This is a genomic window from Bacillus methanolicus (assembly GCF_028888695.1).
Taxonomy (GTDB): domain Bacteria; phylum Bacillota; class Bacilli; order Bacillales; family Cytobacillaceae; genus Bacillus_Z; species Bacillus_Z methanolicus_B.
Map to the genome: position 1 here is coordinate 469,685 of NZ_PNFF01000001.1, position 23,972 is coordinate 493,656.

The following is a 23,972-nucleotide window of genomic DNA, read 5'->3' on the forward strand; positions in this document are numbered from 1 at the left end:
TTCGGCAATGAAATCGGTATTTTTTCATGAATATTTTGATTTTATTTCGGCTGGAAAAATGGCGGTGAGTAAAGTTGAAAAATACGGTAAGAATCATATTGTATTTTATTATTTTAACCGGCGTTTACTATTTCTTTCAGGATAAAATATCTGGAGGGTTATTAGGTTACTTAAGTATAATAATCAGTCTCTCAGTCATTTTTATCGGATTTATTATTTTCCTGGAAAACCGCCATCCGGCTCAAACGGTAACATGGTTGGTTGTACTCGGTAGCTTTCCATTAGTCGGATTTATTTTTTATTTACTATTTGGCCGGAATTATCGTAAAGAAAGAATGTTTCGCAAAAAATATTTTCTAGATAAACAAGCTTTTCTTCAAGTTGAAGGGGAAACAGATCCGAAAAGTGAAGAAAAGATTAAACAAATGGGAGACCACCAGAAAAGGCTCTTTCGTTTGGCGCAAAAACTCGGAAATAGTCCAATTTCGTTTGCAACGGCAACAAAAGTATTAACGAACGGTCATGAAACGTTTGATCATATTCTAAAAGCGCTCGAACAGGCAACACATCATATTCACCTTGAGTATTATATTGTCCGTCATGATGGAATTGGACAGAAAATTAAAAATATTCTAATCCGTAAAGCGAAAGAAGGAGTGAAGGTCCGATTTTTATATGACGCTGTCGGATCGTGGAAACTATCGAAAAAATACATTAAAGAATTACGAAATGCCGGAGTTGAAATGGTTGCCTTCGGACCTGTTAAGCTGCCGTTTTTAAATAGTAAGTTTAATTTCCGAAACCACCGCAAGATCATCGTCATTGACGGCACGGTTGGATTTGTAGGTGGATTGAATATCGGAGACGAATATTTAGGGCTTGATAAAAATTTTGGTTTTTGGCGAGATACACATTTAATGGTCGAAGGGGAAGCAGTTAGGACTCTGCAGCTAATCTTTTTGCAGGATTGGTATTATATGACTAACCACAGCTTTTTGACTGCTGAATATTTGTCACCTGAACTAAAGGAAAATATTTATGGCGGCGTTCAGCTGATTGCTGGGGGGCCGGATAATGAATGGAGCGTTTTGAAAAATATCTTCTTTTCCATGATTACATCAGCGAAAGAATCTGTATGGATTGCTTCACCATATTTTATCCCGGATGAAGATATTTTTTCTGCTATTAAAATTACTGCGTTAAGCGGCATTGATGTTCGATTGCTTGTTCCGAAAAATCCGGATAAACGAATTGTTTTTCATGCGTCGCGTTCCTATTTTCCTGAGCTTCTTGAAGCAGGAGTGAAAATTTATCAATATGAAAATGGATTCATGCACAGCAAAATTATTATTGTTGACCATGAACTTGCTTCAATTGGAACGTCTAATATGGACATGCGCAGCTTTCATTTGAATTTTGAAGTAAATGCATTTTTGTACAGGACTAAAAGCACTCAAGCACTTGTGAGGGAATACTTGAATGATTTGGAACACTCGTCCCAAATTGATCCGGAAGAGTTTAATAAACGCCATTTAGGATATCGACTATTAGAATCGACATCAAGACTCTTGTCGCCTTTACTGTAAAGAAAGCCGGTTTTTTGAACCGGGTTTCTTTTTTCAAGAGGATTTTTTAGAATAATAGCGAAATGTATGAGAGAAAGGAGGTTATATGATGCTTGTAGCCAGAAGAAAAAATGGAGAGTTATTTTCTTTAGGAGATTGCCCGAATCGGGACTTGCTCCGTCAGACTTTCAAAAAGGAGGAATTTTACTGCCCGGTATGTAAACAAAAGGTCATTTTAAAAATCGGGTCAAAAAAGATCGCCCATTTTGCACATCAAAAGGACCAGTCTTGCAAAAGGAATTTTTATGAACGGGAATCGGATTACCACTTGGCAGGCAAGCTGAAGTTATATGAGTGGCTAAAAATGGAAGGAGCAAAACCAGCTCTTGAGCCGTATCTTCCGGAAATTAGGCAAAGACCTGACATCTTATTTCTATATGACAATAAAAAATACGTAATTGAATTTCAATGCTCGGCTATACCGGAGGAAATTATCAGAAAAAGAACGGAAAGTTACGTTCAAAATGGCTTCATTCCTTTATGGATCGTAGGAGCAAATCAACTTAACCGCAAAGGAAAGAATACTGCCTCTATTTCAAGCTTTCATTATCTCTTCTTGCGAAAAATGGACCGCACCATGTACATTCCGTTTTTTTGCCCCAATAGTTGCCAATTCATATATCTTCACTCAATTGTTCCGCTTTCTATAAGGAATACGATCGTATCATTATCTTTATTCCACCTCGCAACAGCCTCTTTAAATGAGATTATTTATCCAGTATTGAATAATAATTTTTCAAGTTTTGATTGGAGAAAAGGAATAGAAAATTTTAAACGGCAGCTTGTCATGAGACCTAGAGCCTTCTCTGATCCGTTTCTAAAAGAGATATATAAGAATCATTTAAACGTCTCATATCTTCCTTCGTATATCGGCCTTCCTGTCTTTCACAGTCCCTATATTGAAACTTCCCCAATTATTTGGCAATGTTATATTTGGATTGATATTATAAATAAATGCCAACCCGGTGATATGATTACCTTTGATCAAGTTTACTCATCTTTTGTCTCAAGGGTAAAAAGAAAGCACGTTAAAGTTCGGGAATTTCCATTAATCAAAAATGGACATCCTTCTTTTGCAGTTTGGGAATATTTATCTCTACTTTCTATAACAGGAGCATTAACAAAAGCCGGTCAAAGATCATACCGTGTTTCAACAATCAACATACCGGAAAATTCATTTCAAAAATCAACACTCGAAGAAGACTTTTATCGACAATATGGCAAGATCATTGAACGAAACCTTTAATTTTTGTATGTTTAATATCATAGAACATACAATAGGGAGTGGATATTCACACATTTAGGAAGGATTTTTCAGGCGAAGGTTGAATGTATTTCATTATTTGAAAAGTTGAACGGAGGTTGCTTATGTCAAACAATACAGCAGCAAAAAAATTGCCCGCAAGAAATGAAATCCCGGTCGAATACACCTGGAGGCTTGAGGATATTTTTGCAACGGATGATGAATGGGAAAAAGAATTCAAAGAAGTGAAGGAGTTAATTCCAGGTATTAACCGTTTTAAAGGGAAGCTCGGTGAAAGCGCAGAAGAGTTATACAATGCATTAACTTTCCAAGATCAATTGTTGGAACGCCTCGGGAAATTGTATACATATGCGCATATGCGTTATGACCAAGATACAACCAATTCTTTTTATCAAGGAATGGATGACAGAATCAAAAACCTTTATACACAGGCAGCGAGTGCCCTCGCGTTTATTGTTCCTGAAATATTGGCAATTGACGAACAAAAGGTTGCTTCCTTTTTAGAAGAAAAGCAAGAATTAAAGTTGTATGAACATGCATTAGAAGAAATCAATTTACAAAGGCCTCATGTCTTGTCTGCCGAGCAGGAGGCGCTATTGGCAGAAGCTGCAGAGGTCATGAATGCATCAAGCAATACATTCGGAATGTTAAACAATGCAGATCTTGAGTTTCCGAGTATAAAAGATGAAAACGGGGAAGAAGTGGAAGTCACTCATGGCAGATACATCCGGTTCCTTGAAAGCAGCGACCGCAGGGTTCGAAAGGATGCATTTATGGCGGTATACAGCACTTACGGGAAGTACCGGAATACATTTGCCAGCACATTAAGCGGTACGGTGAAAAAAGATAATTTCAATGCACGCATCCGGAAATACAACTCAGCCCGCCATGCTGCACTGGCTGCAAATAACATTCCCGAAAGCGTGTACGATAATCTTGTGAATACAATAAATGACAATCTTCATTTATTGCACCGCTATGTCAAGCTGCGCAAGAAAGTTCTCGGTTTAGACAAACTTCATATGTATGATTTATACACTCCTTTAGTGAAAGACGTAAAAATGGAAATCTCATACGACGAGGCAAAGGACATCATTGTAAAGGGATTGGCCCCGCTAGGTGAAGATTACGTAAATGTGCTGAAAGAAGGATTTGAAAACCGCTGGATTGACGTTCATGAAAACAAAGGCAAGCGAAGCGGAGCATACTCTTCCGGTGCATATGGAACAAACCCATATATTTTAATGAACTGGCAGGATAATGTAAACAATTTATTTACGCTTGCCCATGAACTCGGCCACTCAGTCCATAGTTACTATACACGCAAAAGCCAGCCATATCCATATGGCAACTATTCAATTTTTGTGGCAGAGGTCGCCTCAACATGCAATGAAGCACTGTTAAATGATTATCTTTTAAAAACAATTGATGACGAGCAAAAACGCCTCTACTTGCTGAATCATTATTTGGAAGGATTCAGAGGAACGGTGTTTCGCCAAACAATGTTTGCAGAATTTGAACATCTTATTCATCAAAAAGCGCAAAATAATGAGCCGTTGACAGCTGAAACGTTAACGAAAGAATATTATGAACTGAATAAGAAATATTTTGGTCAAGAAGATATTGAAATTGATGAAGAAATTGGCCTTGAGTGGGCAAGAATTCCTCATTTTTATTACAATTATTATGTGTACCAATATGCAACCGGCTTCAGCGCTGCAACAGCATTAAGCAAACAAATTGTTGAAGAAGGGAAGCCGGCGGTAAGCCGTTATATTGAATTTTTAAAAGCGGGCAGTTCCGATTATCCGATCGAAGTGCTTAAAAAAGCAGGAGTGGATATGACGAGTCCAAAACCGATCGAAGAAGCATGTAAAGTTTTTGAAGAAAAACTAAATGAAATGGAAAGTTTGCTTTCATAGTGTTTTGCTGCCATCTCATTTTTCAATAAAATAGAGAAACAATCACAACGAATTTTTATCTCTTTTCACCTTGTTTTGTTACCTTTTCAATTTTCTGCATAGAGAAACAGCCGAATGAAAAACCAGCCGCAGATCCGTATTTGCGGCTGGTTAATTTCTAAACCCTTTAAATCGATTGCGGTTGTTTAAATAATAGACGAATAAAAATAAGGAGAAAAACAAAATCGGACCAGTAAATAAGACCGAGATCAGATTCATTAAACCAAATAGATGAAAAACAAAAGAGAAAAAAATAAACAGGATGATTAAAATCATGTTAAGATTATGCAACACCGCTTCCCCTCCAATCAATAACATTTTATGCCCATGTCCAATGGTTCATGCAGTGATTTTGACAATATTGTGAAATAAAACACAATCTTATTGTCATACATATTTTTTTCATGTTATAGTACAGATGTGAAGTTGATCACAAGCAAACAAATACCCCTTTGTTTGACCGTGAAAAATTTCTCCCATCCCCTTTGTTCGTATTTAATATATGAAAAAGACCATGCAATGAGATCGCTGCATGGTCTTTTTCATATTACTCTTCTTTGTACCTCCAAAACGTTCCGTGTTTTGCAGGAATTTGTTCAACCTTTTGCTTTAATACAAGCTTCTTCATTTCTTTTTCTACTTCATTGATTGATAAGTTATACACGACTGCCACTTCCTTGGATGCGACAAGCTTAAAATGCTTTAGAAAAGCTTCCAAGGAAGGAGGTTCAGCCCGTTCCGGCTTTTCTTGGAGCATTTCTTCGAGGATTTGTTCATAAATTTCATAAGGATAACAGCCCGTTATTTTAATTCCTTCGTCTTCAATGCGCTCATTAAAAAAGACAAGAGCAGGAATTTCATTAATATCCATTTCTGATGTGATTTTTAAATCACACTGAAAAGCTTTAGCTGCACTGTTCGAATGAATATCTGATAAAAATTCTTCAACATCAAGACCGACGCTTTTGGCACATTCCTTTAGTACATCTATATCGGAAACATTTTGCTTTTCCAAAAACATTATTTCCTGAATTTTTCGCAAAAAACGGATGCCGGCTCTTCTTCCTTGAAGCTCAGCAGCTTTAATCGCCATTGCTGCAAGATATGGGGAAGAAATCGGGTTTTCAAGCCAAAGGCTGCCGTCACATGACATCCCAGAGCGACTCGCAGTTTTTTCCCAAAGTTCCGCTACAGATTCGTAATTTTTCTTTCTTCCTAAATTCAACGAAGTTAACCGGACGCTTAAAACATGTTTTATCGAAAAATAGCGGCCATACTCTATTTGAAGCTTTTTTATTACCGGTTCTAGAGCCCAGCATTTCGGACAAAGCGGGTCCACGAACATGTAGAGTTCTATCGGTTTATTTTCTATTCCGTGGCAATGATGAGAGGAAGCCTGGCTATTGAATGTTTGCTTCTGTTCTCTCACGTTTTTTCACCATGAACTTCATTTTTATCAGGTGTGTTAATCATGTGCTGGGCGGTTAATACAAGCCTGGAGAAAAAATCTTCTCTGATTTCTCCTTCCAAACCGACTTCATCCATTGCTTCATTCATACATGCAAGCCATGCTTTTGCACGGACAGGGGTGATTTCAAATGGCAGATGGCGGGCCCTAAGCATCGGATGTCCATGTTCATTCGTGTATAAAGGAGGTCCCCCTAAATATTGAGTAAGAAACTGCTCTTGTTTTCTTGCAGTTTCAGTCAAGTCATCTGGAAAAATTGGAGCGAGATCCGGATGCTCTTTAACTCGGCGATAAAACGCAGCAACAAGCCGGTGAAGCGTTTCCTTACCGATGGCATCAAACGGTGTATGCATTCTCTCGACCATAATAACGACTCCTTTAACGTATGTTTTATTTATCAAGCTTAAATCGCCAGGGCCTTTGGATCGTATAATGGCTCCTTGCGGAAATAAGGGTTATTTGTTCTCGTGTTTTCTTTATTTTATCAGCCGGAAATTCTTATCTCAAACAAATAGCCTTGCACCTTCATTATGTCCAATTTTATAGCGAATCCCGCTTGCTACGAGTAACAAAGCGGGATTATCGATTAACAATATTAGGCAAAGAATAAACTAGCAACTTTTTTTACATAATTTTGCGTTTCTTTAAATGGCGGAATTCCTCCATACTTATCAACGTTTCCTGGTCCGGCGTTATAAGCTGCCAATGTGAGCTCAATATTTCCGTTATATTTATTAAACAACTGCTTTAAATACTTGCTGCCTGCAAGAATGTTTTCTTCCGGATCAAATATGTTTTTAACGCCTAGTTCCCTGGCAGTTTCAGGCATAAGCTGCATAAGCCCTGAAGCGCCTACACGGCTTACAGCATTAGGATTAAAATTCGATTCTTGTTTAATAACTGCTTTAATCAGCTTTGCCGGAAGCTGGTAGAGGGTCGCTGCCTTTTCAATCAAGCTGTCATAATCGGTGCTTGAGCCTGACAGTTTTGTTAACTTGATTGGCGGTAGAGTGGGACCATTTAATACAGGAAAGGCTGAATTTGCTTTTTGTGCCGATGTCGGCAAATCCTTTTGTGTATCTGAAAGTGTTGAAAGTTCTTCTTCCAGAAAATCATTAAACAGCTCTTGAAATAGTGAATTATTTTTCAAAATTTGCGAAGGCTGGCTAAAATTCTGAAGAGCCTGTAATTCGAGCATAACTTTTAACATTTCCGCATTCATCCATCTATTTCTCCTTACGAAATGATAAATTGTTTTTTGCTGCAAAAAAACGTTTTATTTTGTTTTCAGTATTTCGCAACGGAATCTTAAGTTCGCTTAGCAAATCCATAAAGATTTTCTGCCCTTCTTCTCTGTTGGTTACCTCATATTCTATCTCAAAATCTTCTGTATTTAAATAGCAGCTGTGGTCAAATACGAGCAAACCTCCTTTATATATTTGTTCTGCTCTAAAGGTTGTTAAAGAACCGAGGTATTTTAATTCTGAAAGGTTTATGTTTAAATTCTGCAAAATTGTCTTAATCGTTCCTTCAGGAAATATCAAGTGATGAAGCATTTTTTCTGCCTCAACCGAATTGATTTTCTGATTTGTTTCAAGCAGACCCTCTTTGGCAGGCTGCTTTAATGTCAATTCAATAAAGCCTTCTTTTTCCCTTATTCGCAAAGCTGAACCATGTTCTTTTAACGAAAATTTGCTGGTGTCAAAATAATGATTGATTTGTTTGGAAAAATCATTGCTTTTAATTTGAAATACTTTCTGAATTCGCTGAAATTCGTCTTTTGTAAGCACGTTTTTAAATTCAATTTCAATTTGCTGTGGCAATCCTATTCTCTCCTCACGATTTCATTCACTATTATAATATCAAAAATACAGGAAAAAAATTGCTTTCATGTTTCAATTTTGGGAGAAATGAAATCTATGTGATAAAATAGGAAATAGCATGGAGGTTGATGAAAACATGAAACATAAAATACATATACAAAGTGTGCAAATAAAGGAAAATCAATTGCTTCTCGAGACAGATTTACCAATTACGAATTTAAAAGCTGTCGGCCGGATTCTGGTCGATTCTGATAACTTTTCTTTTATTTATTTAACAGAAAATAAGGATGATTATACATATATTGTACTTTCTGAGCCATGCTGGGATCAATTAAAGGAGTCGCTCCAATCAGAGATTCCTGCCTATTTAGTCAGCCGCGGTGAAACACTTGAGTTGATAAATTTTCATAATGAACTAAAATACTTGATCGAAAACATAAAGGGGAATAGTAACTACGGAGAAGATATGGTTGAAAAAGTGGAAAACACTTTTAAATCTGTTTGATAGACATCCGTTCATAAATTATTTTACGATAACCGGATGAGGTGATTTTATAAGTGAAGCATTGGGATTTGTTTTTAGCACCATACAAGCAAGCGGTTGAAGAACTGAAGGTAAAACTAAAAGGTATGAGAAGCCAATTTGAACTGAATTCCACTCATTCGCCAATAGAATTTGTTACGGGAAGAGTGAAACCAATTGCAAGTATTTTAGATAAAGCAAACCAAAAAGGCATCCCGCTTGATAGATTGGATGAGATGCAGGATATTGCCGGCTTGCGCATGATGTGCCAATTTGTTGACGATATAATGCGGGTTGTCGAGCTTTTAAGGAACAGAAATGATTTTGAAATTGTTGAAGAGAAAGATTATATCTCACACAAGAAGGCAAGCGGTTACAGATCTTATCACGTCGTGATCCGTTATCCAGTTCAAACAATTGAAGGGGAAAAGAAAATCTTGGCGGAAATTCAGATTCGTACACTTGCGATGAATTTCTGGGCAACCATTGAACATTCTCTGAATTATAAATATAAAGGCCAATTTCCTGAAGATATAAGAATTCGATTGCAAAGAGCAGCCGAAGCGGCTTTTCTCCTTGATGAGGAAATGTCGCAAATTAGGGGAGAAATCCAGGAAGCCCAGGCATTTTTTACACGGAAGAAAGAAATGCAGCAGGATGGAGACAGTAACGGTTTTCCGATTTGATTATTAATGAAAAGAGGAGTTTTTGTTCAATGAAATTTGCGTTTACGACTAAAGGAGATCCAAAATCGAACACTCTCATGCATAAAATGAGATCTCATTTATTGGATTTTGATCTTATTTACGATGAAGATCAGCCAGATATTGTTATTTCTGTAGGAGGAGACGGTACATTATTATATGCTTTTCACCGGTACAGCAGCCGTCTTGACAAAACCGCGTTTGTCGGTGTTCACACGGGGCATCTTGGTTTCTATGCCGACTGGGTGCCTGATGAAATCGAAAAGCTTGTGATTGCCATTGCGAAAACTCCTTATCAAGTAATTGAGTATCCTCTATTGGAAGTCATCATACGCTACCGGCACGGTGGAAAAGAAACACGATATTTGGCATTAAATGAATCAACGGTAAAAGCGGTGGAAGGCACACTTGTTATGGATGTTGAAATCCGCGGCGATCATTTTGAAAGGTTCCGCGGCGACGGGCTGTGCATTTCCACGCCTTCTGGAAGTACAGCATATAATAAGGCGCTGGGAGGTGCCATTCTTCATCCTTCTATCTCAGCTATTCAGGTGACGGAAATGGCGTCGATCAACAATCGGATATTTCGGACAGTCGGTTCTCCGCTCATATTGCCTTCTCACCATACATGTATGCTGAAGCCGGTCAATGAACCGGATTTCCAAATTACGATTGATCATTTGACGCTTCTTCACAAGGATGTTAAATCAATCCAATTCAGAGTGGCAGATGAGAAAATCCGGTTCGCCCGATTCAGGCCTTTTCCTTTTTGGAAAAGGGTACGTGATTCATTTATTTCAGATAAAGACTAATCATAAAACAGGGCTGATATATGAAAACAAAATGTTTTACTCTTACATGGAAAATCGACAGCAATGAAAAAGGCATCTTAGTCAGAGAGTTTTTAAAGGAGCAGAATATTTCGAAAACGGCTTTAACAGATATAAAATATCATGGTGGAAAAATACTCGTTAATGAAAAAGAAGTGACTGTTCGTTATCAATTGGTGACGGGAGACGAATTAACAGTTATTTTTCCGGAAGAGAAGCCGAGTGAAGGGGTATCAGGCGAGGAAATTCCTCTAGATATCCTTTACGAAGACGAGTACCTTCTTGTCATCAATAAGCCTTCCGGCATGAATACCATACCTTCACGTGAACACCCTTCAGGAAGCCTTGCTAATGCGCTAGTCGGATATTATAACAAAATAGGTCTTATTTCGACTTCTCATATCGTAACCCGCCTTGACCGGGATACGTCGGGAATTGTATTGGCTGCAAAACACCGCCATGTCCATCACCTGATAAGCAAACAACAAAAGAGCGGGCTCGTGAAAAGAACTTATGAAGCGTTTGCTGAAGGTTTTCTTAAGCAAGAAAGCGGAAAAATAGAAGAACCGATTGCAAGAAAATCAAACAGCATTATTGAAAGGGAAGTCAATCCTGACGGGCAATATGCTTGTACATACTACAAAGTGATTAAAAAATATTCATCTTTTTCACATGTCCAATTGCAGCTGGAAACAGGGCGGACCCACCAAATCCGCGTCCATCTTTCTTATTTGGGGCATCCGCTTCTTGGCGATGATCTGTACGGAGGAGACACTTCAATAATAAAAAGGCAGGCATTGCATTGCAGCCAGCTTGTTTTCTTTCACCCGTTTCGAAAAAAAGACATGGAATTTCGTGCCGAGCTGCCTGAGGACATGAGAAAATTGATAGTGGAAGGGTGATAAGAGGCTGACTCATAGGGTCTGGCACTTTCCAACAATGACAATTTATTGAATGGTTTTATTACTGTATTAGAGGGGATTGACCCCTCTTTTTCTTTTTCAATCTCAAACATTAGTCGAAACTCCTGAATTTTTCCGCGATATAAGGCATTGATGATGGAACTGAAACGATTTCCATCTCCGGATATTTAAGTGCGGTAAGCTTTCCACCAAACACAGCACCCGTGTCGATATTATACGTTTTGTTTATAATCCTTACTTCTTTCACAGGGGTGTGTCCATAGACAATGTACGCATCCCCGTTATATGATTTAGCCCAATCCCTTCGGACAGGTGTTCCATCCGGGTTCGTTTTTCCGGTAATATCACCATATAAAACAAATGTCTTTACTTTTTCATTGTTTTTTCCGATTAAATCCTCCGTGATTCCGGCATGGGTGATCACTAATTTCCCATTATCAAGCGCGTGATAAAGAGGGGCATTTTCGTATAATTCGATAAATTTATTTCTAATGCTTTTTTGTTCATTCTCAGGCAATGATTTGTACTCTGCAACGGTTGTTTCGAGCCCGTGCGTAATCTGCACCTTATTTCCTAAAAAATAGCGGTAAAGTTTATTGCAGTGATTTCCGGGAACATAAAAGGACAGCTTTCTTTTTACCGCTAATTCCCACACGGTTTCGATCACTTTTAAACTTTCCGGTCCGCGATCCGTTAAATCCCCGACAAATGCAAGTTTTCTTTCATCCTTATGCAATGGAACCCCTTCTGACCAATCATATCCGAGTTTCTTAGTTAAATGAACGAACTCGTTATAACATCCATGAATATCACCAATAATATCAAGTTTCATATTCGAGTTTCCTTTCATGTTTATTCGCCAGTATAAGAAACCTAGTTTGAAATATCCTTAATCAGTATTAAAACAAATTTTTCTTCTTATACAAAATGAATTAGTAGAGAAAGTTCAGAGGATTTGCTAAATATTTTGGCCACAATGTTTGGAAAAACTTAAGAGGACAGAATGAATTCTTTTCATTTTACGAAAAATGTATTAAAATTAGTACTAGGTATTAATAACATGTAATAAATAGGAGGATATATTCAATGACTCTTTCTTTAGCCGGAAAAAATATTGTAGTAATGGGAGTAGCAAATAAGCGCAGTATAGCATGGGGTATTGCTCGTTCACTACATAATGCCGGGGCCCGTTTGATTTTTACATATGCAGGAGAACGAATAGAAAAAAGCGTCCGCGAACTCGTAGAAACATTGGAAGGTGCTGAATCACTTGTTTTACCGTGTGATGTCACAAGTGATGAAGATGTAGCTAAATGTTTTGCTGAAATCAAAGAAAAAGTCGGAACGATTCATGGTGTTGCACACTGTATTGCTTTTGCGAATAAAGAAGAGCTTCAAGGCGAATATTTGAACACAACAAGAGAAGGTTTCTTGCTCGCCCATAATATCAGCTCTTATTCATTGACTGCTGTTGCAAAAGAAGCAAGAGGATTAATGACAGAGGGAGGAAGCATAGTCACTCTAACTTATTTAGGCGGTGAGCGTGTAATTCAAAACTACAACGTAATGGGAGTCGCAAAAGCATCTTTAGATGCAAGCGTTAAATATTTAGCGGCAGACTTAGGAAAAGACGGGATTCGTGTGAATTCAATTTCAGCTGGCCCAATCCGAACTTTGTCTGCAAAAGGAATCAGCGACTTTAATTCCATTTTAAAAGAAATTGAGGAAAAAGCTCCGCTCAGAAGAACAACAACACAGGAAGAAATAGGAGATACAGCCCTCTTCTTATTTAGTGAACTCTCCCGCGGCATTACCGGGGAAAATATTCATGTTGATTCAGGCTACCACATTCTTGGATAAGCTCGAAACGAGGCCCGCTTCAAACCGAAGCGGGCTAATTTTTTTATTGAAAAACCTAGTTATTAAAAATGGCTCATAAAAAGAGAAAAGTGGCTTATAAATCTTAAAAAGTCGCACATAAAAAACGAAAAGCGGCTCATAAAACTTTAAAACTTGCTCATAAATGCTTAAAGTTCGGCGCATAAAACAGTTCAAAATTTTAGGGAAATGAATAAACAACCTCCACTCATTCATTGCATACATATAATGAAGTATCATTATTTCGTTTAGGCAGGGGGATATGATGGAGAAAAAAAAAGAATCAAGCAGACCCTTATTATATCCATTTCAGCTTAAATTTCATATGCAGGAAACATTTCACAAAACATTACTGGATGAAATAGAATCCGATGAAGAAAAAAGCGGTGAGGGTGCCGAAAAGGTCCTGAATGAAGAATTTTTTTCAACAAAAATAAATATGGATGAAGTTGTGGAAAAGCTTAGGAAAATGCTTGGAGACAAACTTACCGTTGAGGTAGAGAAGGATCTATTGACGCCATGGTTAGTAACAATAGAAAGCATGGAGACATCGAGCAGTGGATCAGAAAATAGAGAAGAAACCCTAATAGAAGAGCAATCAATGGAGGGGGTATAAAAAATGGGTTCAGATATTACAATTTGGAACGTTATTTTGATGGGTTTAGCTTCTTTTCGCCTTACAAGACTGATTGTTTTCGATCAAATCACTTATTTTTTCAGAAAGCCCTTCTTCGATGAGATTACAGAAATCAACCAAAATGGAGAGAATGAAGTTTATTTAGAGCCAAAACAATATGGCTTTAAAAAATGGATGGGTGAATTATTAAGCTGTTATTGGTGTACTGGGATTTGGGTAAGTATGTTCGTTATTTTTCTTTATTTTTTTGCACCAGTTGCCGGAAAAGTAATCATTTTAATTATGGCCGTTGCAGCGATCGGATCGATCATAGAAGTCATTATAAGCAAAATTTTAGGCAATTGAAATGATATCATAAAAATCTGCAGGGAAAACAAAGTTTTTTAAATAGTATTCCAAAAGAGTAAAAATTGCGGATGCGGCAAAAAAATTTATTAATTAGCTGTCCAGTATTTCTGAGACAAGCTTTTTTTTTTGGAAATAAAAGTTGACCAGCTACAATTTATCTTCATAAAAAAAGCATTCTTGCAAACAATAAGAAGCGCAGGTAATAACATAATTTATTTTTTACATAGGAAGGGAAACGAATGAGGACAAGACGAAAAATTAAGTTTCTAATGTTAAAAATGATTGCGATTGTATGTTTATTTGCAACAGGCTGCAAGGGTGAGGAAGTGGAGAAAGAGAGCAGTTTGGCTCTTATAAAGACAACCAATCCGTCACCACAAATTATTGGCAGCAATCAAAAGGATCAAGACCTTGTAGAAAAAGTGAAAAAAGATGTTATGTCATATAAAGAAATTTATGATGTGGCTGTTGTGAAAGGAAAGGAAGATATTCTCGTCGTTTATAAAGTGAAGCATTTGCAGCGGTTCAGAATGAAAAAAATTGAAAAAAACATTAATAAGCTTCTTGAAAAAAAATATCCGGACGAAAAATTTACGGTTTCTAGCGATTATAAAATTTTTCTTGAAGCTGTTCAATTAAAGGAAAAAATGAAGGATCCCGACTATCCGGAGAAGGATGCCGAAGATCGTCTAAAACGAATTATCAGCTTAAAGAATGAATTGACATAGGAAGGGGATAAGTGCATGGGGAAAAAGAAAATGGAAAAAATGACACCTCAGCAACAGCAGTACCAGCAGCTTGAACAAAAACATGAGCTGAAGCGTCCAGTGCTGAAAAACTGCATAAAAGCATTTTTTGTCGGCGGCATTATTTGTGCAATTGGTCAAGCGATTACTTATTTTTATATTTATTTTTTTAATTTTACAGAACAAACAGCAGGAAATCCAACGACTGCTACATTAATATTTCTTTCTATGCTGCTGACTGGATTCGGCGTCTACGACAGACTCGGGCAATTCGGCGGAGCAGGAAGTGCTGTACCGGTAACAGGATTTGGAAATGCGGTTATATCAGCGGCAATCGAACATCGGACAGAAGGGTTTGTTCTTGGAGTAGGAGGAAATATGTTTAAACTAGCGGGTGCGGTTATTTTATTTGGGGTTTTTTCAGCCTTTGTAGTTGCTTTAATAAAAACATTATTAATTACGTGGGGGGTTTTATAATGCTTGCGGGAAAACAATCGTGGGTATTTTCAAACCGGCCCGCAATCGCGTCGACAGGTGTGTCCGGGGGCCCGTTTGAAGCCAACGGTAAGCTTGCTGAAGATTTTGATATCCTCCATGAAGACCTGTGGATGGGGAAGGATTCTTATGAAAAGGCGCACAGCCTTTTGCTTGAAGAGGCAATCGAAGCCGCATTGAAAAAGAGAAACTTACAGAAGGATAAAATTCATTTTTTGCTTGCCGGCGATCTTATCAATCAAATTACCCCAACAAGTTTTGCAGCGAGAACAATGCAAATCCCATATTTAGGGATGTTTGGTGCTTGTTCCACTTCTATGGAAGGACTTGCTTTAGCTTCATTTATTGTCAATTATGGCGGGGCGGAATATGTGATAACAGGCGCCTCAAGCCATAACGCTGCGGTGGAAAAGCAATTTCGCTATCCGACAGAATATGGCGGCCAAAAGCCTCCGACTGCTCAATGGACGGTCACCGGAGCTGGTGTAGGGCTCATAACTGCGAAATCCAATCAGCAGGAACCTGTACCAGTAACAACTTCGGCGACAATTGGCAAGGTGGTTGACATGGGGTTATCAGACCCTTTTAATATGGGCGGCGCAATGGCTCCTGCAGCAGCTGATACAATCATTGCCCATTTTAGAGACTTACAGCTCGAACCTTCCCATTATGATTTGATCGTAACGGGGGACCTTGGCAGAATCGGCCAGGGAACCACGTATGAACTATTGACGAAAAGCGGATTGGAAATCAAGAAAGAACAGTTTCAAGATTGCGGTTTGATGATTTATAAAGAAGATCAGCCAGTTCAGTCTGGAGGAAGCGGAGCCGGCTGCTCGGCGACCGTTTTATACGGGCATTTATACAATCAAATGAAAAGCGGAAAATACAAACGGATACTTCTTGTAGCAACGGGTGCGTTATTGTCACCATTGTCATTTCAACAAAAAGAATCTATTCCATGTATCGCTCATGCAGTCTCAATTGAAATGCAAGTATAAAGGAGGGAGTTTACAATGCTTGCGATGTTTTTTTGGGCATTTGTAGTAGGAGGTCTTATTTGTGTTTTTGGGCAGTTGTTATTTGATGTAGCGAAATTAACTCCAGGCCATACATTGAGTTTGCTTGTTGTAATCGGAGCTATTTTGGATGGATTTGGATTATATGAACCCTTGATTGATTTTGCCGGAGCAGGCGCGACCGTGCCGATAACAAGCTTCGGCAACTCTTTAGTTCATGGGGCTCTCCAAGAAGCAGAACAACATGGCTTAGTCGGGGTGCTTACAGGCATGTTCGAAGTAACAAGTTCAGGGATTTCGTCTGCAATTGTTTTCGGCTTTCTAGGAGCTCTTTTGTTTAAGCCAAAAGGGTAAAGAATGGAGAAAAGAAATGCAGTTGCCCTCAAAGTGGGAATGCGCTATTGATGAATGGCAGAAACGGAAAGAACATGCAGTTATTTTAAAGTGATAAATATCCTCTTTGGATAAATTTAAACGTGTTTCAGGCGTACGTTCGCATGGAATCAAGTGATTTAATTTGCATTCAATTAGTAGCTAGCATTAGTGTCGTACCAAAAAAAAGCGATTTGAGAATAATACAAATGATCATACAGACATATCAATTATTGCAAAAAATTCCTTTTGAGCCGCCTATACACAATATAGTTGCCTCACATATGTTATTAAAGACTAAATCCAAAGTGAGGTGACAGATATGGGTTTTTGCGGCTACGGTGGATACGGTGGCGGATGCGGCTACGGCGGCGGGTATGGTTCAACATTTGTGTTAATCGTCGTATTGTTCATATTGTTAATTATTGTTGGAACTAGCTTTTTCCATTAATATTCAGTTTTAATTGCAGCAACTGAAAAAGATGCCGTCTCAATTAGAGACGGCATTCTAGTTTTTTCTAAAAAAGCACCTTTTCTGCCTCTATTCATACTATATAAGTAGTTTAAAAAGAAGGCGTGGTGTTCTATATGGAAAATGGATTTTTTAAAAATGTTGAAAAGAAGACCGGTGTAAACATGAAAGATATTTTGGATTTAGCAAATTCTTTGCAAAACGCAAACTTTAATGACGAAAAAACAGTAAGAGGCGTTATCCAAAGAGTTTGCCAAATTGCAAACAAGTCTGTTTCAAAAGATATGGAAGATAAAATCGTTCAATCTATAATTAAAGATGGCAAAAGCCTTGATTTTAACTCAATATCAAAAATGCTTAACAACAAAAATTAACTAAACCATGCGGGCCAATCCTTCATCGCTTTACCGCTTTAAAACAGTGCGGGCCAGACCCGCTCTGCTTTAAAGCGGTAAAGCAGAGCGGGTCTGGCCCCTATTGCTTTGTTTAACAATCATTGAAATAGGGTATAGAAAAGTATCAAATAGCATAGTAAGTAAAAACTGCGTGTTATAAAAGGAGGGGTGTAAGATGATGGGATATATATTGCCGGTTGATCATGGTCAATATCATCAATATGCAGTACGTGGACTTGGCAACAGTGGCCATTCAATTCAATTTAATCCAATTGCAAGGGTAAACAGAGAAGGAAACGGTTTAACCCAATATCGAGCACTCTCTGCGTATAAACGAGTTTTTACAGAATCGGAAATTTCTGCAAGCATTAAGAATAATATAAGCAGAAAAACGATTGAAAAGACGTACTCAGAAGTAACAGGGAAAGGAAAATATTTTAGTGAAAGGATTTAACACTTGATGAATCCCATGGTAATTGCTAGTGGATTCATCGTTTTTTTTTGCAAGAGATGAAGTTTTTGAAAAATTACAAATTTATCTTTTAAACATAGAGGAGAATATGGTAATATTAGAAAAAAGTTTTTTATATTAAGGTCATCAGATGACCGGTTTATCTGTAAAGTTTAGTTCGGTTAAGAGAAAAATTGTAAAATAGAAAAGGGGGTAAGCAATGAAAATAGCTATCTTTGCAACGAAATAACAATATACATCGAAAATCGCTCTTTATGAGCAAAACTTGGCTCGTAAAAATTCAAAATTTTTCAATTATACGAAATTAATTTGAAGAAAGGGAGAGAGAGAATGGATAAAAGCATGAGGAGAGTTCTTATTGCAAGTTTAGTAGGAAGTGCGATCGAGTGGTTTGATTATTTCTTATATGGTACAGTAGCCTCTTTAGTTTTTAATAAGTTGTTTTTTGTAAATGAAGATCCTACTGTCGGTTTATTGTTTGCTTATACATCTTTTGCTTTGGCATTTTTTCTTCGACCAGTTGGTGGAATTATTTTCAGTCATATAGGGGATAGGGTTGGGAGAAAGAAAACGTTAGTCTTAACACTCAGTTTAATGGGGATTTCTACATTTGGAATGGGAGTACTGTAACCGCCAAGTAGAAATGAACACTTTCTTACCTAAAAATGCTGAATAAGATTGAACACTTTTTTCCAGTAGAGACGTGCACTTTATTTGGAGAGGCGGGCATGATAGCCTTTGTCGGCTGAGCCAGATTCATTGATATATCAGGCTTCCTGGCTAATAATCTTGCCCGCAGAGGCTCCAAGTAAAGTGACAAAATGCCAGCACTAACTTCCAGTAAAGTGTTCACTACTAATTAGCAAAATGTGTTCAAAGTTATCAGGCGGTTACAAGTACTTCCTACATATCAAGCGATTGGTGTTTGGGCACCTATTTTACTAACCCTTTGATGTTTCATACAAGGATTAGCTCTCGGAGGCGAATGGGGCGGTTCGCTTTTATTAGCAGTAGAATATGCTCCAAAAGAAAAAAGGGGATTATTCGGTAGTGTGCCTCAGATGGGGATATCGATCGGATTGGTATTAGGTACGCTTGCTCTTTCTATCATGTCGTTATTGCCGCATGAAGCTTTTATGACATGGGGTTGGCGAGTGCCATTTCTATTAAGTGCATTATTGGTTATTTTTGGGCTATGGATTCGAAAAGGGATTGATGAAACACCATCCTTTAAGAAAACTCAGGTTGAGGGGGAAATTGCCAAACTCCCAATTGCTGATACTCTTCGTTATCACTGGAGAGAGGTGTTAATTGCTATGGGAGCAAAAGTAGTTGAAACTACACCATTTTACATATTTGGCACTTTTGTAGTTTCTTATGCTACGTCTACCTTACATTTCAGCACAACAGCAACCTTAAATGCGGTCATGATTGCTTCAGTAGTAGCAACTTTTTTAATTCCTATTATTGGAAGTTTATCAGATCGTATCGGGAGAAAACCAATCTATGTCGGTGGAATTTTTCTTGTAATATTGTATGCGTTTCCATATTTTTGGCTGCTTCAACAAGATTCAGTCGTTTTATTAGTTTTAGCAACTATCATCGGTCTTGGTTTTATCTGGGGATCGGTTAATGCTGTCCTTGGAACAATGTTTTCAGAGATATTTACAACAAAAGTAAGATATACAGGAATTTCATTAGGTTATCAACTTGGTGCAGCAGTGGCAGGTGGTACAGCTCCTTTAGTTGCAACAGCTTTATTAGCTAAATTCGATAACTCATATATACCGTTAGCCATTTATATGACACTTGCAGCACTTATTAGTTTGACAGCGATTTGGACTGTTAAAGATCGAACGAATAAGGATATAGATGAAGAACTTCAGTTGAAAAGTTCATAATAAAGGAAAGAGAGATATTAAGTTTGTCCGGATTATTCATAAAATCGAATGAATAATCCGGATATTATTTAATTGAATTTTTAGAAGATAAATTTGTTTTTACCTTCATTTGCATGTATAATTTTATATAAAAATTCTTCTAAGAAATTATGAAAATATACAATGAGTATGAAGCGGAGTAAAACAATGGATAAACTACAGTACAAACAAATAAAACCGAAAAAAATATATGATGAAGTTGCGGAAACCTTATATGAAATGATTCGAACGAATCAGTTGAAGCCAGGTGATAAACTGGATTCTGTCCAAAAGTTGGCAGAAAATTTCCAAGTAAGCAGATCTGCTATAAGAGAAGCATTAACGGCTTTGAGAGCTATGGGGCTAATCGAGATGAGACAAGGGGAAGGCACGTATATTAAACAATTTGATCATGGGCAAATTACTTTCCCGTTATCCACAGCGATATTAATGAATAAAGACGATGTCGTTCATTTGCTGGAAGTTAGGAAAATTTTAGAATCCGGGGCAGCGATTGCAGCAGCCTTAAAGAGAAATGAAAATGACTTGAAAAAAATTTGGAATGCACTTCAGGAAATGCAACATGCCCATGGTAATGAAGAACTTGGGGAAAAAGCCGACTTGCAATTTCATCTTTCCATTGCAGAGGCTTCTCAAAATCCTCTTTTACTCAGTTTAATGAATCAAGTTTCTGAATTAATGGTTGAAACGATGAAAGAGACCCGGCGGCTCTGGTTATTTTCGAAACAAACTACCATGGCAAATTTATATGAAGAGCATTTGGAAATTTATAAAGCGATCGCTTCGCAAAATGCTGATAAAGCCAGAACAGCGATGCTTCAGCATCTTGAAAATGTAGAGAGAATATTAGAGAAATATTTTTTAGAAAATGAACGGATCACCTATGTACTGACTGACGAATGAATTTGTCTGATTTTTTTAGTAAAATTTTTAGAAAAATTGGAAATAATTCATTTATACATAAGGAGAAATATGGTAATATTAGAAGACTCATTTTCTTCTAGTTGAGTCATCAGATGACCAGTTGACCTGTAATATTTTAAGAGGGAATTGTGAATTTGGGAGGGATGAAGTCATGAAAGCAACCCTTTTTGCCACTTGTTTGGTGGATATGTTTCAAAGCAACGTTGGAAAAGCAACTGTCGAACTATTGGAACGATTAGGCTGCGAAATCGATTTTCCTGAATCTCAGATTTGTTGTGGCCAACCTTCCTACAATAGTGGTTATGTCAAAGAATCGATGGATGCCATGAAACGAATGATCGATACTTTTTCTGAGGCGGAATATATCGTTTGTCCATCTGGTTCTTGTGCTTATATGTTCAAAGAATATCCGCATATTTTTAAAGGAGATCCTGTATGGGAACCGAAAGCAAAAAAAATTGCTGACAATACATATGAATTAACGCAATTCATTGTTGACGTATTAAAGATCGAAGATGTTGGTGCCCGGCTTGAGGGGAAAGCAACTTTTCATACTTCCTGCCATATGACTAGACTTCTTGGAGTGAAAGACTCACCAATGAAATTATTAAAAAATGTAAAAGGATTGGAATTTGTCGAATTACCGGGAAAGGAAAACTGCTGTGGATTTGGGGGAACTTTTTCAGTTAAGGTGATGCAAATTTCCGAACAAATGGTGGATGAAAAAGTCCAACATGTGGAAGAAACGGAAGCAGATTATCTTATCGGTGCAGATGCAGGATGTTTAATGAATATCGGTGGACGTATTGAAAGAAAACGAAAACCAATCAAAGTCATGCATATAGCAGAGGTTTTAAACAGCCGTTAGAATTTACTGTTTAGCTAAAATCACTTGTTAAGGAGAGGTGAAATTAATATGGCGATGAAAATAAGTTCTGAACACTTTCAAGAGCGTGTCGATAAAGGGATAAATGATTCCTTTATGCGAAGAGCAGTGTCCGGTGCACAAGAACGTCTGCAAGCCCGGCGTCTGGAGGCTGCCAGAGAACTTGGAAACTGGGAGGAGTGGCGGTCTCTCGGGGAAGAGATTCGTCAGCACGTGCTTGAAAATTTGGATTATTACTTATATATGTTCAGTGAAAACGTTGCAAAAAGGGGAGGACATGTATTTTTCGCTGAAACTGCAGAAGAAGCAACCGAATATATCCGGGGTGTAGTTCAGAGAAAGAATGCAAAAAAAATTGTCAAATCGAAATCAATGGTAACGGAGGAAATCAATTTAAATTCCACTCTTGAAGAAGAGGGATGCGAAGTCATCGAGACGGATTTAGGAGAATATATTTTGCAGGTGGATGACCATGATCCCCCTTCGCATATTGTTGCTCCGGCTTTACATAAAAATAAAGAACAAATCAAAGATGTATTTACAAAAAAGCTCGGCTATCAAAAAACGGAAAAACCTGAAGAGCTTGCTTGGCACGCAAGGGAGATGTTACGCAAAGAATATTTAAGTGCGGACATTGGGATTACCGGGTGTAACTTCGCTGTTGCTGAAACAGGGTCAATCAGCTTGGTCACAAACGAAGGAAACGCTGATCTTGTTGCAGCATTACCAAAAACACAAATTACGGTAATGGGAATGGAACGGATTGTTCCTACTTTTGAGGAAATGGAAGTCCTCGTCAGCTTGCTTACAAGAAGTGCAGTCGGTCAAAAGCTTACCAGTTATATCACTGTTCTGACCGGACCAAGAGAGGAAGGAGATGTGGATGGACCTGAAGAGTTTCATCTTGTCATCGTTGATAATGGAAGATCGAAAATATTGGGAACAGAATTTCAACCTATTTTACAATGTATTCGTTGTGCGGCATGTGTAAACGTTTGCCCTGTATATCGCCATATTGGCGGTCATTCTTACGGATCCATTTACTCCGGTCCGATTGGAGCAGTGCTCTCTCCATTATTGGGCGGATATGACGAATACAAGGAACTTCCTTATGCCTCTACTCTTTGTGGTGCATGTACTGAAGCTTGTCCGGTAAAAATTCCTTTGCATGAACTCCTTCATAAACATAGACAAGTCATTGTTGAGAAGGAAGGAAAAGCTCCAATTTCTGAAAAATTATTGATGAAAGCGTTTGGTTTCGGCAGTTCATCTCTTTCCTTATACAAAATCGGATCAAAAATAGCTCCAACGGTCATGAACCTCTTCACAACTGAGGATAAAATTTCAAAGGGGCCAGGTCCGTTAAAAGCATGGACAGAGATTCGCGATTTTCCGGCACCAAATAAAGAGAGGTTTCGTGATTGGTTTAAAAATCGTTCAAAGGGAGATGACCAATAAATGCAGGGTTCGATTCAAAACAGAGAAACTTTCTTAGCGAATATTGCAAACAGGCTGGGCCGTGAACCAAAAATTTCCGGGGTTAAAAAGCCGCATTGGTTATATACACCGCAACATTCTATTTTAAAGAATGCTTCCCAGGATGAATTATTAGAAGTATTAAAAGCACAATGCATGAACATTCATACGAATTTTGTTGTTACTGATTTAACTCAATTATCCATTAAATTAAGAGAAGCTGTTTATGAATATGGAGGCGGTCCAATCGTTGCTTCGAAAGATTCCAGATTTGATCAATATGGATTATCATTACTGTTGAGGGAAGGGTTTCCTAATGAAGAAATAGATGTCCATTTTTGGGACTATTCTATTGGTGATGAAAATATTAAAATTGCTGATCAAGCTAATGTTGGCATTATTATAAGTGACATCACTTTGGCTGAATCAGGAACCGTGGTTCTATTTAGCAGTAAAGATAAAGGAAGAACGTTAAATTTTTTACCAACAAACTTCATTGCGATCGTTCCTAAAAGCACGATTGTTCCCCGGATGACTCAAGCAGCAAGAATCATGAGGGAAAAAGTCTTAAATGGTGAGCAAATTGCTTCCTGTGTAAACTTCATCACCGGACCAAGCAATTCTGCTGATATTGAAATGAATCTTGTTGTAGGTGTCCATGGACCGGTTAAAGCCACCTATATTGTTGTTGAGGATGTGTAGTTTACGTCATTTCATCTGTTAAAGACATTGCGAGTATGTTGGGAGTCTTTAAGAAAACTGTTATGGTGGAGAAAGTAAGACTGTTTTCA

At 37.9% G+C, this 23,972-nt stretch carries 27 protein-coding genes and 1 pseudogene; 23 read left to right on the top strand and 5 right to left on the bottom strand.

What is annotated here, in order from left to right:
- The first annotated feature begins 74 nt into the window (after window positions 1-74).
- The 3 genes from cls to pepF all read left to right on the top strand — a co-directional run bounded on the left by cls (window position 75) and on the right by pepF (window position 4,811).
- Window positions 75-1,586: a cardiolipin synthase gene (cls, locus tag C0966_RS02390; RefSeq protein ID WP_274853577.1), complete on the top strand. Its 1,512-nt coding sequence runs from the start codon at window positions 75-77 to the stop codon at window positions 1,584-1,586.
- Between the two features lie 88 nt (window positions 1,587-1,674).
- Window positions 1,675-2,871: a competence protein CoiA gene (locus C0966_RS02395; RefSeq protein ID WP_274853578.1), complete on the top strand. Its 1,197-nt coding sequence runs from the start codon at window positions 1,675-1,677 to the stop codon at window positions 2,869-2,871.
- A 122-nt stretch (window positions 2,872-2,993) separates the two neighbouring features.
- Window positions 2,994-4,811 (top strand): oligoendopeptidase F, encoded by a 1,818-nt coding sequence (gene pepF, locus C0966_RS02400; RefSeq protein ID WP_274853579.1) that lies wholly within the window; start codon window positions 2,994-2,996, stop codon window positions 4,809-4,811.
- A gap of 586 nt (window positions 4,812-5,397) precedes the next feature.
- Here pepF and C0966_RS02405 read toward each other — a convergent pair.
- From C0966_RS02405 to C0966_RS02420, 4 genes are all read right to left on the bottom strand, one after another.
- Entirely contained in the window at window positions 5,398-6,279 is an 882-nt protein-coding gene (locus C0966_RS02405; protein WP_274853580.1) for a ClpXP adapter SpxH family protein, read from the bottom strand.
- Window positions 6,276-6,683 carry a globin gene (locus C0966_RS02410; protein WP_274853581.1) on the bottom strand — a complete coding sequence of 136 codons (408 nt, stop codon included), beginning with the start codon at window positions 6,681-6,683 and terminating at the stop codon, window positions 6,276-6,278. Before C0966_RS02410 ends, C0966_RS02405 begins: the two co-directional genes overlap by 4 nt.
- A 230-nt stretch (window positions 6,684-6,913) precedes the next feature.
- On the bottom strand, window positions 6,914-7,540 hold the full coding sequence (locus tag C0966_RS02415) for a lytic transglycosylase domain-containing protein (protein ID WP_274853583.1): 627 nt from the start codon (window positions 7,538-7,540) through the stop codon (window positions 6,914-6,916).
- A 4-nt stretch (window positions 7,541-7,544) separates the two neighbouring features.
- The gene (locus C0966_RS02420) at window positions 7,545-8,141 is read right to left on the bottom strand and encodes a CYTH domain-containing protein (protein WP_274853584.1); all 597 of its coding nucleotides are present in this window, start codon (window positions 8,139-8,141) and stop codon (window positions 7,545-7,547) included.
- Window positions 8,142-8,277: 136 nt separating this feature from the next.
- Here C0966_RS02420 and C0966_RS02425 point away from each other — a divergent pair, with 136 nt between their 5' ends.
- The 4 genes from C0966_RS02425 to C0966_RS02440 are packed head-to-tail and all read left to right on the top strand — an operon-like array spanning window position 8,278 to window position 11,100.
- Complete coding sequence (locus tag C0966_RS02425; RefSeq protein WP_274853585.1) at window positions 8,278-8,646, top strand: hypothetical protein; 369 nt, start codon at window positions 8,278-8,280, stop codon at window positions 8,644-8,646.
- Window positions 8,647-8,699: 53 nt separating this feature from the next.
- Entirely contained in the window at window positions 8,700-9,350 is a 651-nt protein-coding gene (locus tag C0966_RS02430) for a GTP pyrophosphokinase (protein ID WP_274853587.1), read from the top strand.
- A 29-nt stretch (window positions 9,351-9,379) separates the two neighbouring features.
- On the top strand, window positions 9,380-10,180 hold the full coding sequence (locus C0966_RS02435) for an NAD kinase (RefSeq protein WP_274853588.1): 801 nt from the start codon (window positions 9,380-9,382) through the stop codon (window positions 10,178-10,180).
- A 20-nt stretch (window positions 10,181-10,200) separates the two neighbouring features.
- Window positions 10,201-11,100, top strand: coding sequence for an RluA family pseudouridine synthase (locus C0966_RS02440; protein ID WP_274853589.1), 900 nt, complete (start codon window positions 10,201-10,203; stop codon window positions 11,098-11,100).
- Window positions 11,101-11,212: 112 nt separating this feature from the next.
- Here the strand turns inward: C0966_RS02440 and prpE are convergent, their stop codons facing one another.
- A complete protein-coding gene (gene prpE, locus C0966_RS02445; protein WP_274853590.1) occupies window positions 11,213-11,953 on the bottom strand; it encodes a bis(5'-nucleosyl)-tetraphosphatase PrpE in 741 nt (246 codons plus the stop codon).
- 254 nt (window positions 11,954-12,207) lie between these two features.
- On the opposite strand from prpE, the gene fabI reads away from it, so the two are divergent.
- The 16 genes and pseudogenes from fabI to C0966_RS02525 all read left to right on the top strand — a co-directional run bounded on the left by fabI (window position 12,208) and on the right by C0966_RS02525 (window position 23,883).
- Window positions 12,208-12,981, top strand: coding sequence for an enoyl-ACP reductase FabI (gene fabI, locus C0966_RS02450; protein ID WP_274853591.1), 774 nt, complete (start codon window positions 12,208-12,210; stop codon window positions 12,979-12,981).
- 283 nt (window positions 12,982-13,264) lie between these two features.
- Window positions 13,265-13,615, top strand: a complete 351-nt coding sequence (locus C0966_RS02455; protein WP_274853592.1) for a hypothetical protein — start codon at window positions 13,265-13,267, stop codon at window positions 13,613-13,615.
- 3 nt (window positions 13,616-13,618) lie between these two features.
- On the top strand, window positions 13,619-13,981 hold the full coding sequence (locus C0966_RS02460) for a DUF1360 domain-containing protein (RefSeq protein WP_274853593.1): 363 nt from the start codon (window positions 13,619-13,621) through the stop codon (window positions 13,979-13,981).
- Between the two features lie 242 nt (window positions 13,982-14,223).
- Window positions 14,224-14,712 (top strand): YhcN/YlaJ family sporulation lipoprotein, encoded by a 489-nt coding sequence (locus C0966_RS02465; RefSeq protein WP_274853595.1) that lies wholly within the window; start codon window positions 14,224-14,226, stop codon window positions 14,710-14,712.
- A 15-nt stretch (window positions 14,713-14,727) separates the two neighbouring features.
- Window positions 14,728-15,207 (top strand): stage V sporulation protein AC, encoded by a 480-nt coding sequence (spoVAC, locus tag C0966_RS02470; RefSeq protein WP_274853596.1) that lies wholly within the window; start codon window positions 14,728-14,730, stop codon window positions 15,205-15,207.
- Window positions 15,207-16,226 carry a stage V sporulation protein AD gene (spoVAD, locus tag C0966_RS02475; protein WP_274853597.1) on the top strand — a complete coding sequence of 340 codons (1,020 nt, stop codon included), beginning with the start codon at window positions 15,207-15,209 and terminating at the stop codon, window positions 16,224-16,226. Before spoVAC ends, spoVAD begins: the two co-directional genes overlap by 1 nt.
- Before the next feature lie 15 nt (window positions 16,227-16,241).
- On the top strand, window positions 16,242-16,598 hold the full coding sequence (gene spoVAE, locus C0966_RS02480; protein WP_274853598.1) for a stage V sporulation protein AE: 357 nt from the start codon (window positions 16,242-16,244) through the stop codon (window positions 16,596-16,598).
- Window positions 16,599-16,938: 340 nt separating this feature from the next.
- Entirely contained in the window at window positions 16,939-17,067 is a 129-nt protein-coding gene (locus C0966_RS02485; RefSeq protein WP_274853599.1) for a YjcZ family sporulation protein, read from the top strand.
- A gap of 137 nt (window positions 17,068-17,204) precedes the next feature.
- Window positions 17,205-17,462, top strand: coding sequence for a stage VI sporulation protein F (locus C0966_RS02490; RefSeq protein ID WP_274853601.1), 258 nt, complete (start codon window positions 17,205-17,207; stop codon window positions 17,460-17,462).
- A 196-nt stretch (window positions 17,463-17,658) separates the two neighbouring features.
- Window positions 17,659-17,937: a hypothetical protein gene (locus tag C0966_RS02495; RefSeq protein WP_274853602.1), complete on the top strand. Its 279-nt coding sequence runs from the start codon at window positions 17,659-17,661 to the stop codon at window positions 17,935-17,937.
- A gap of 348 nt (window positions 17,938-18,285) precedes the next feature.
- Window positions 18,286-18,585 (top strand): MFS transporter, encoded by a 300-nt coding sequence (locus C0966_RS02500; protein ID WP_425535912.1) that lies wholly within the window; start codon window positions 18,286-18,288, stop codon window positions 18,583-18,585.
- A gap of 266 nt (window positions 18,586-18,851) precedes the next feature.
- Window positions 18,852-19,856: pseudogene (locus C0966_RS02505) on the top strand (MFS transporter); the annotation flags it as partial.
- Window positions 19,857-20,042: 186 nt separating this feature from the next.
- Entirely contained in the window at window positions 20,043-20,798 is a 756-nt protein-coding gene (locus tag C0966_RS02510) for a FadR/GntR family transcriptional regulator (protein WP_274853604.1), read from the top strand.
- A gap of 172 nt (window positions 20,799-20,970) precedes the next feature.
- Complete coding sequence (locus C0966_RS02515) at window positions 20,971-21,687, top strand: (Fe-S)-binding protein (RefSeq protein ID WP_274853605.1); 717 nt, start codon at window positions 20,971-20,973, stop codon at window positions 21,685-21,687.
- Window positions 21,688-21,735: 48 nt separating this feature from the next.
- Window positions 21,736-23,163: a LutB/LldF family L-lactate oxidation iron-sulfur protein gene (locus tag C0966_RS02520; RefSeq protein ID WP_274853606.1), complete on the top strand. Its 1,428-nt coding sequence runs from the start codon at window positions 21,736-21,738 to the stop codon at window positions 23,161-23,163.
- Window positions 23,164-23,883 carry a LutC/YkgG family protein gene (locus C0966_RS02525; RefSeq protein ID WP_274853608.1) on the top strand — a complete coding sequence of 240 codons (720 nt, stop codon included), beginning with the start codon at window positions 23,164-23,166 and terminating at the stop codon, window positions 23,881-23,883.
- Window positions 23,884-23,972: the final 89 nt, after the last annotated feature.

Bases quoted from the DNA above. Each gene is read 5' to 3' on its own strand.
- spoVAE (WP_274853598.1), top strand. From the start codon at position 16,242: ATGCTTGCGATGTTTTTTTGGGCATTTGTAGTAGGAGGTCTTATTTGT.
- C0966_RS02395 (WP_274853578.1), top strand. From the start codon at position 1,675: ATGCTTGTAGCCAGAAGAAAAAATGGAGAGTTATTTTCTTTAGGAGAT.
- C0966_RS02465 (WP_274853595.1), top strand. From the start codon at position 14,224: ATGAGGACAAGACGAAAAATTAAGTTTCTAATGTTAAAAATGATTGCG.
- C0966_RS02525 (WP_274853608.1), top strand. From the start codon at position 23,164: ATGCAGGGTTCGATTCAAAACAGAGAAACTTTCTTAGCGAATATTGCA.
- C0966_RS02490 (WP_274853601.1), top strand. From the start codon at position 17,205: ATGGAAAATGGATTTTTTAAAAATGTTGAAAAGAAGACCGGTGTAAAC.
- C0966_RS02425 (WP_274853585.1), top strand. From the start codon at position 8,278: ATGAAACATAAAATACATATACAAAGTGTGCAAATAAAGGAAAATCAA.
- C0966_RS02520 (WP_274853606.1), top strand. From the start codon at position 21,736: ATGGCGATGAAAATAAGTTCTGAACACTTTCAAGAGCGTGTCGATAAA.
- fabI (WP_274853591.1), top strand. From the start codon at position 12,208: ATGACTCTTTCTTTAGCCGGAAAAAATATTGTAGTAATGGGAGTAGCA.
- C0966_RS02485 (WP_274853599.1), top strand. From the start codon at position 16,939: ATGGGTTTTTGCGGCTACGGTGGATACGGTGGCGGATGCGGCTACGGC.
- C0966_RS02440 (WP_274853589.1), top strand. From the start codon at position 10,201: ATGAAAACAAAATGTTTTACTCTTACATGGAAAATCGACAGCAATGAA.
- spoVAD (WP_274853597.1), top strand. From the start codon at position 15,207: ATGCTTGCGGGAAAACAATCGTGGGTATTTTCAAACCGGCCCGCAATC.
- prpE (WP_274853590.1), bottom strand. From the start codon at position 11,953: ATGAAACTTGATATTATTGGTGATATTCATGGATGTTATAACGAGTTC.
- C0966_RS02500 (WP_425535912.1), top strand. From the start codon at position 18,286: ATGGATAAAAGCATGAGGAGAGTTCTTATTGCAAGTTTAGTAGGAAGT.
- C0966_RS02415 (WP_274853583.1), bottom strand. From the start codon at position 7,540: ATGAATGCGGAAATGTTAAAAGTTATGCTCGAATTACAGGCTCTTCAG.
- C0966_RS02435 (WP_274853588.1), top strand. From the start codon at position 9,380: ATGAAATTTGCGTTTACGACTAAAGGAGATCCAAAATCGAACACTCTC.
- C0966_RS02510 (WP_274853604.1), top strand. From the start codon at position 20,043: ATGGATAAACTACAGTACAAACAAATAAAACCGAAAAAAATATATGAT.
- pepF (WP_274853579.1), top strand. From the start codon at position 2,994: ATGTCAAACAATACAGCAGCAAAAAAATTGCCCGCAAGAAATGAAATC.
- C0966_RS02495 (WP_274853602.1), top strand. From the start codon at position 17,659: ATGATGGGATATATATTGCCGGTTGATCATGGTCAATATCATCAATAT.
- C0966_RS02455 (WP_274853592.1), top strand. From the start codon at position 13,265: ATGGAGAAAAAAAAAGAATCAAGCAGACCCTTATTATATCCATTTCAG.
- C0966_RS02460 (WP_274853593.1), top strand. From the start codon at position 13,619: ATGGGTTCAGATATTACAATTTGGAACGTTATTTTGATGGGTTTAGCT.
- C0966_RS02515 (WP_274853605.1), top strand. From the start codon at position 20,971: ATGAAAGCAACCCTTTTTGCCACTTGTTTGGTGGATATGTTTCAAAGC.
- C0966_RS02410 (WP_274853581.1), bottom strand. From the start codon at position 6,683: ATGGTCGAGAGAATGCATACACCGTTTGATGCCATCGGTAAGGAAACG.
- spoVAC (WP_274853596.1), top strand. From the start codon at position 14,728: ATGGGGAAAAAGAAAATGGAAAAAATGACACCTCAGCAACAGCAGTAC.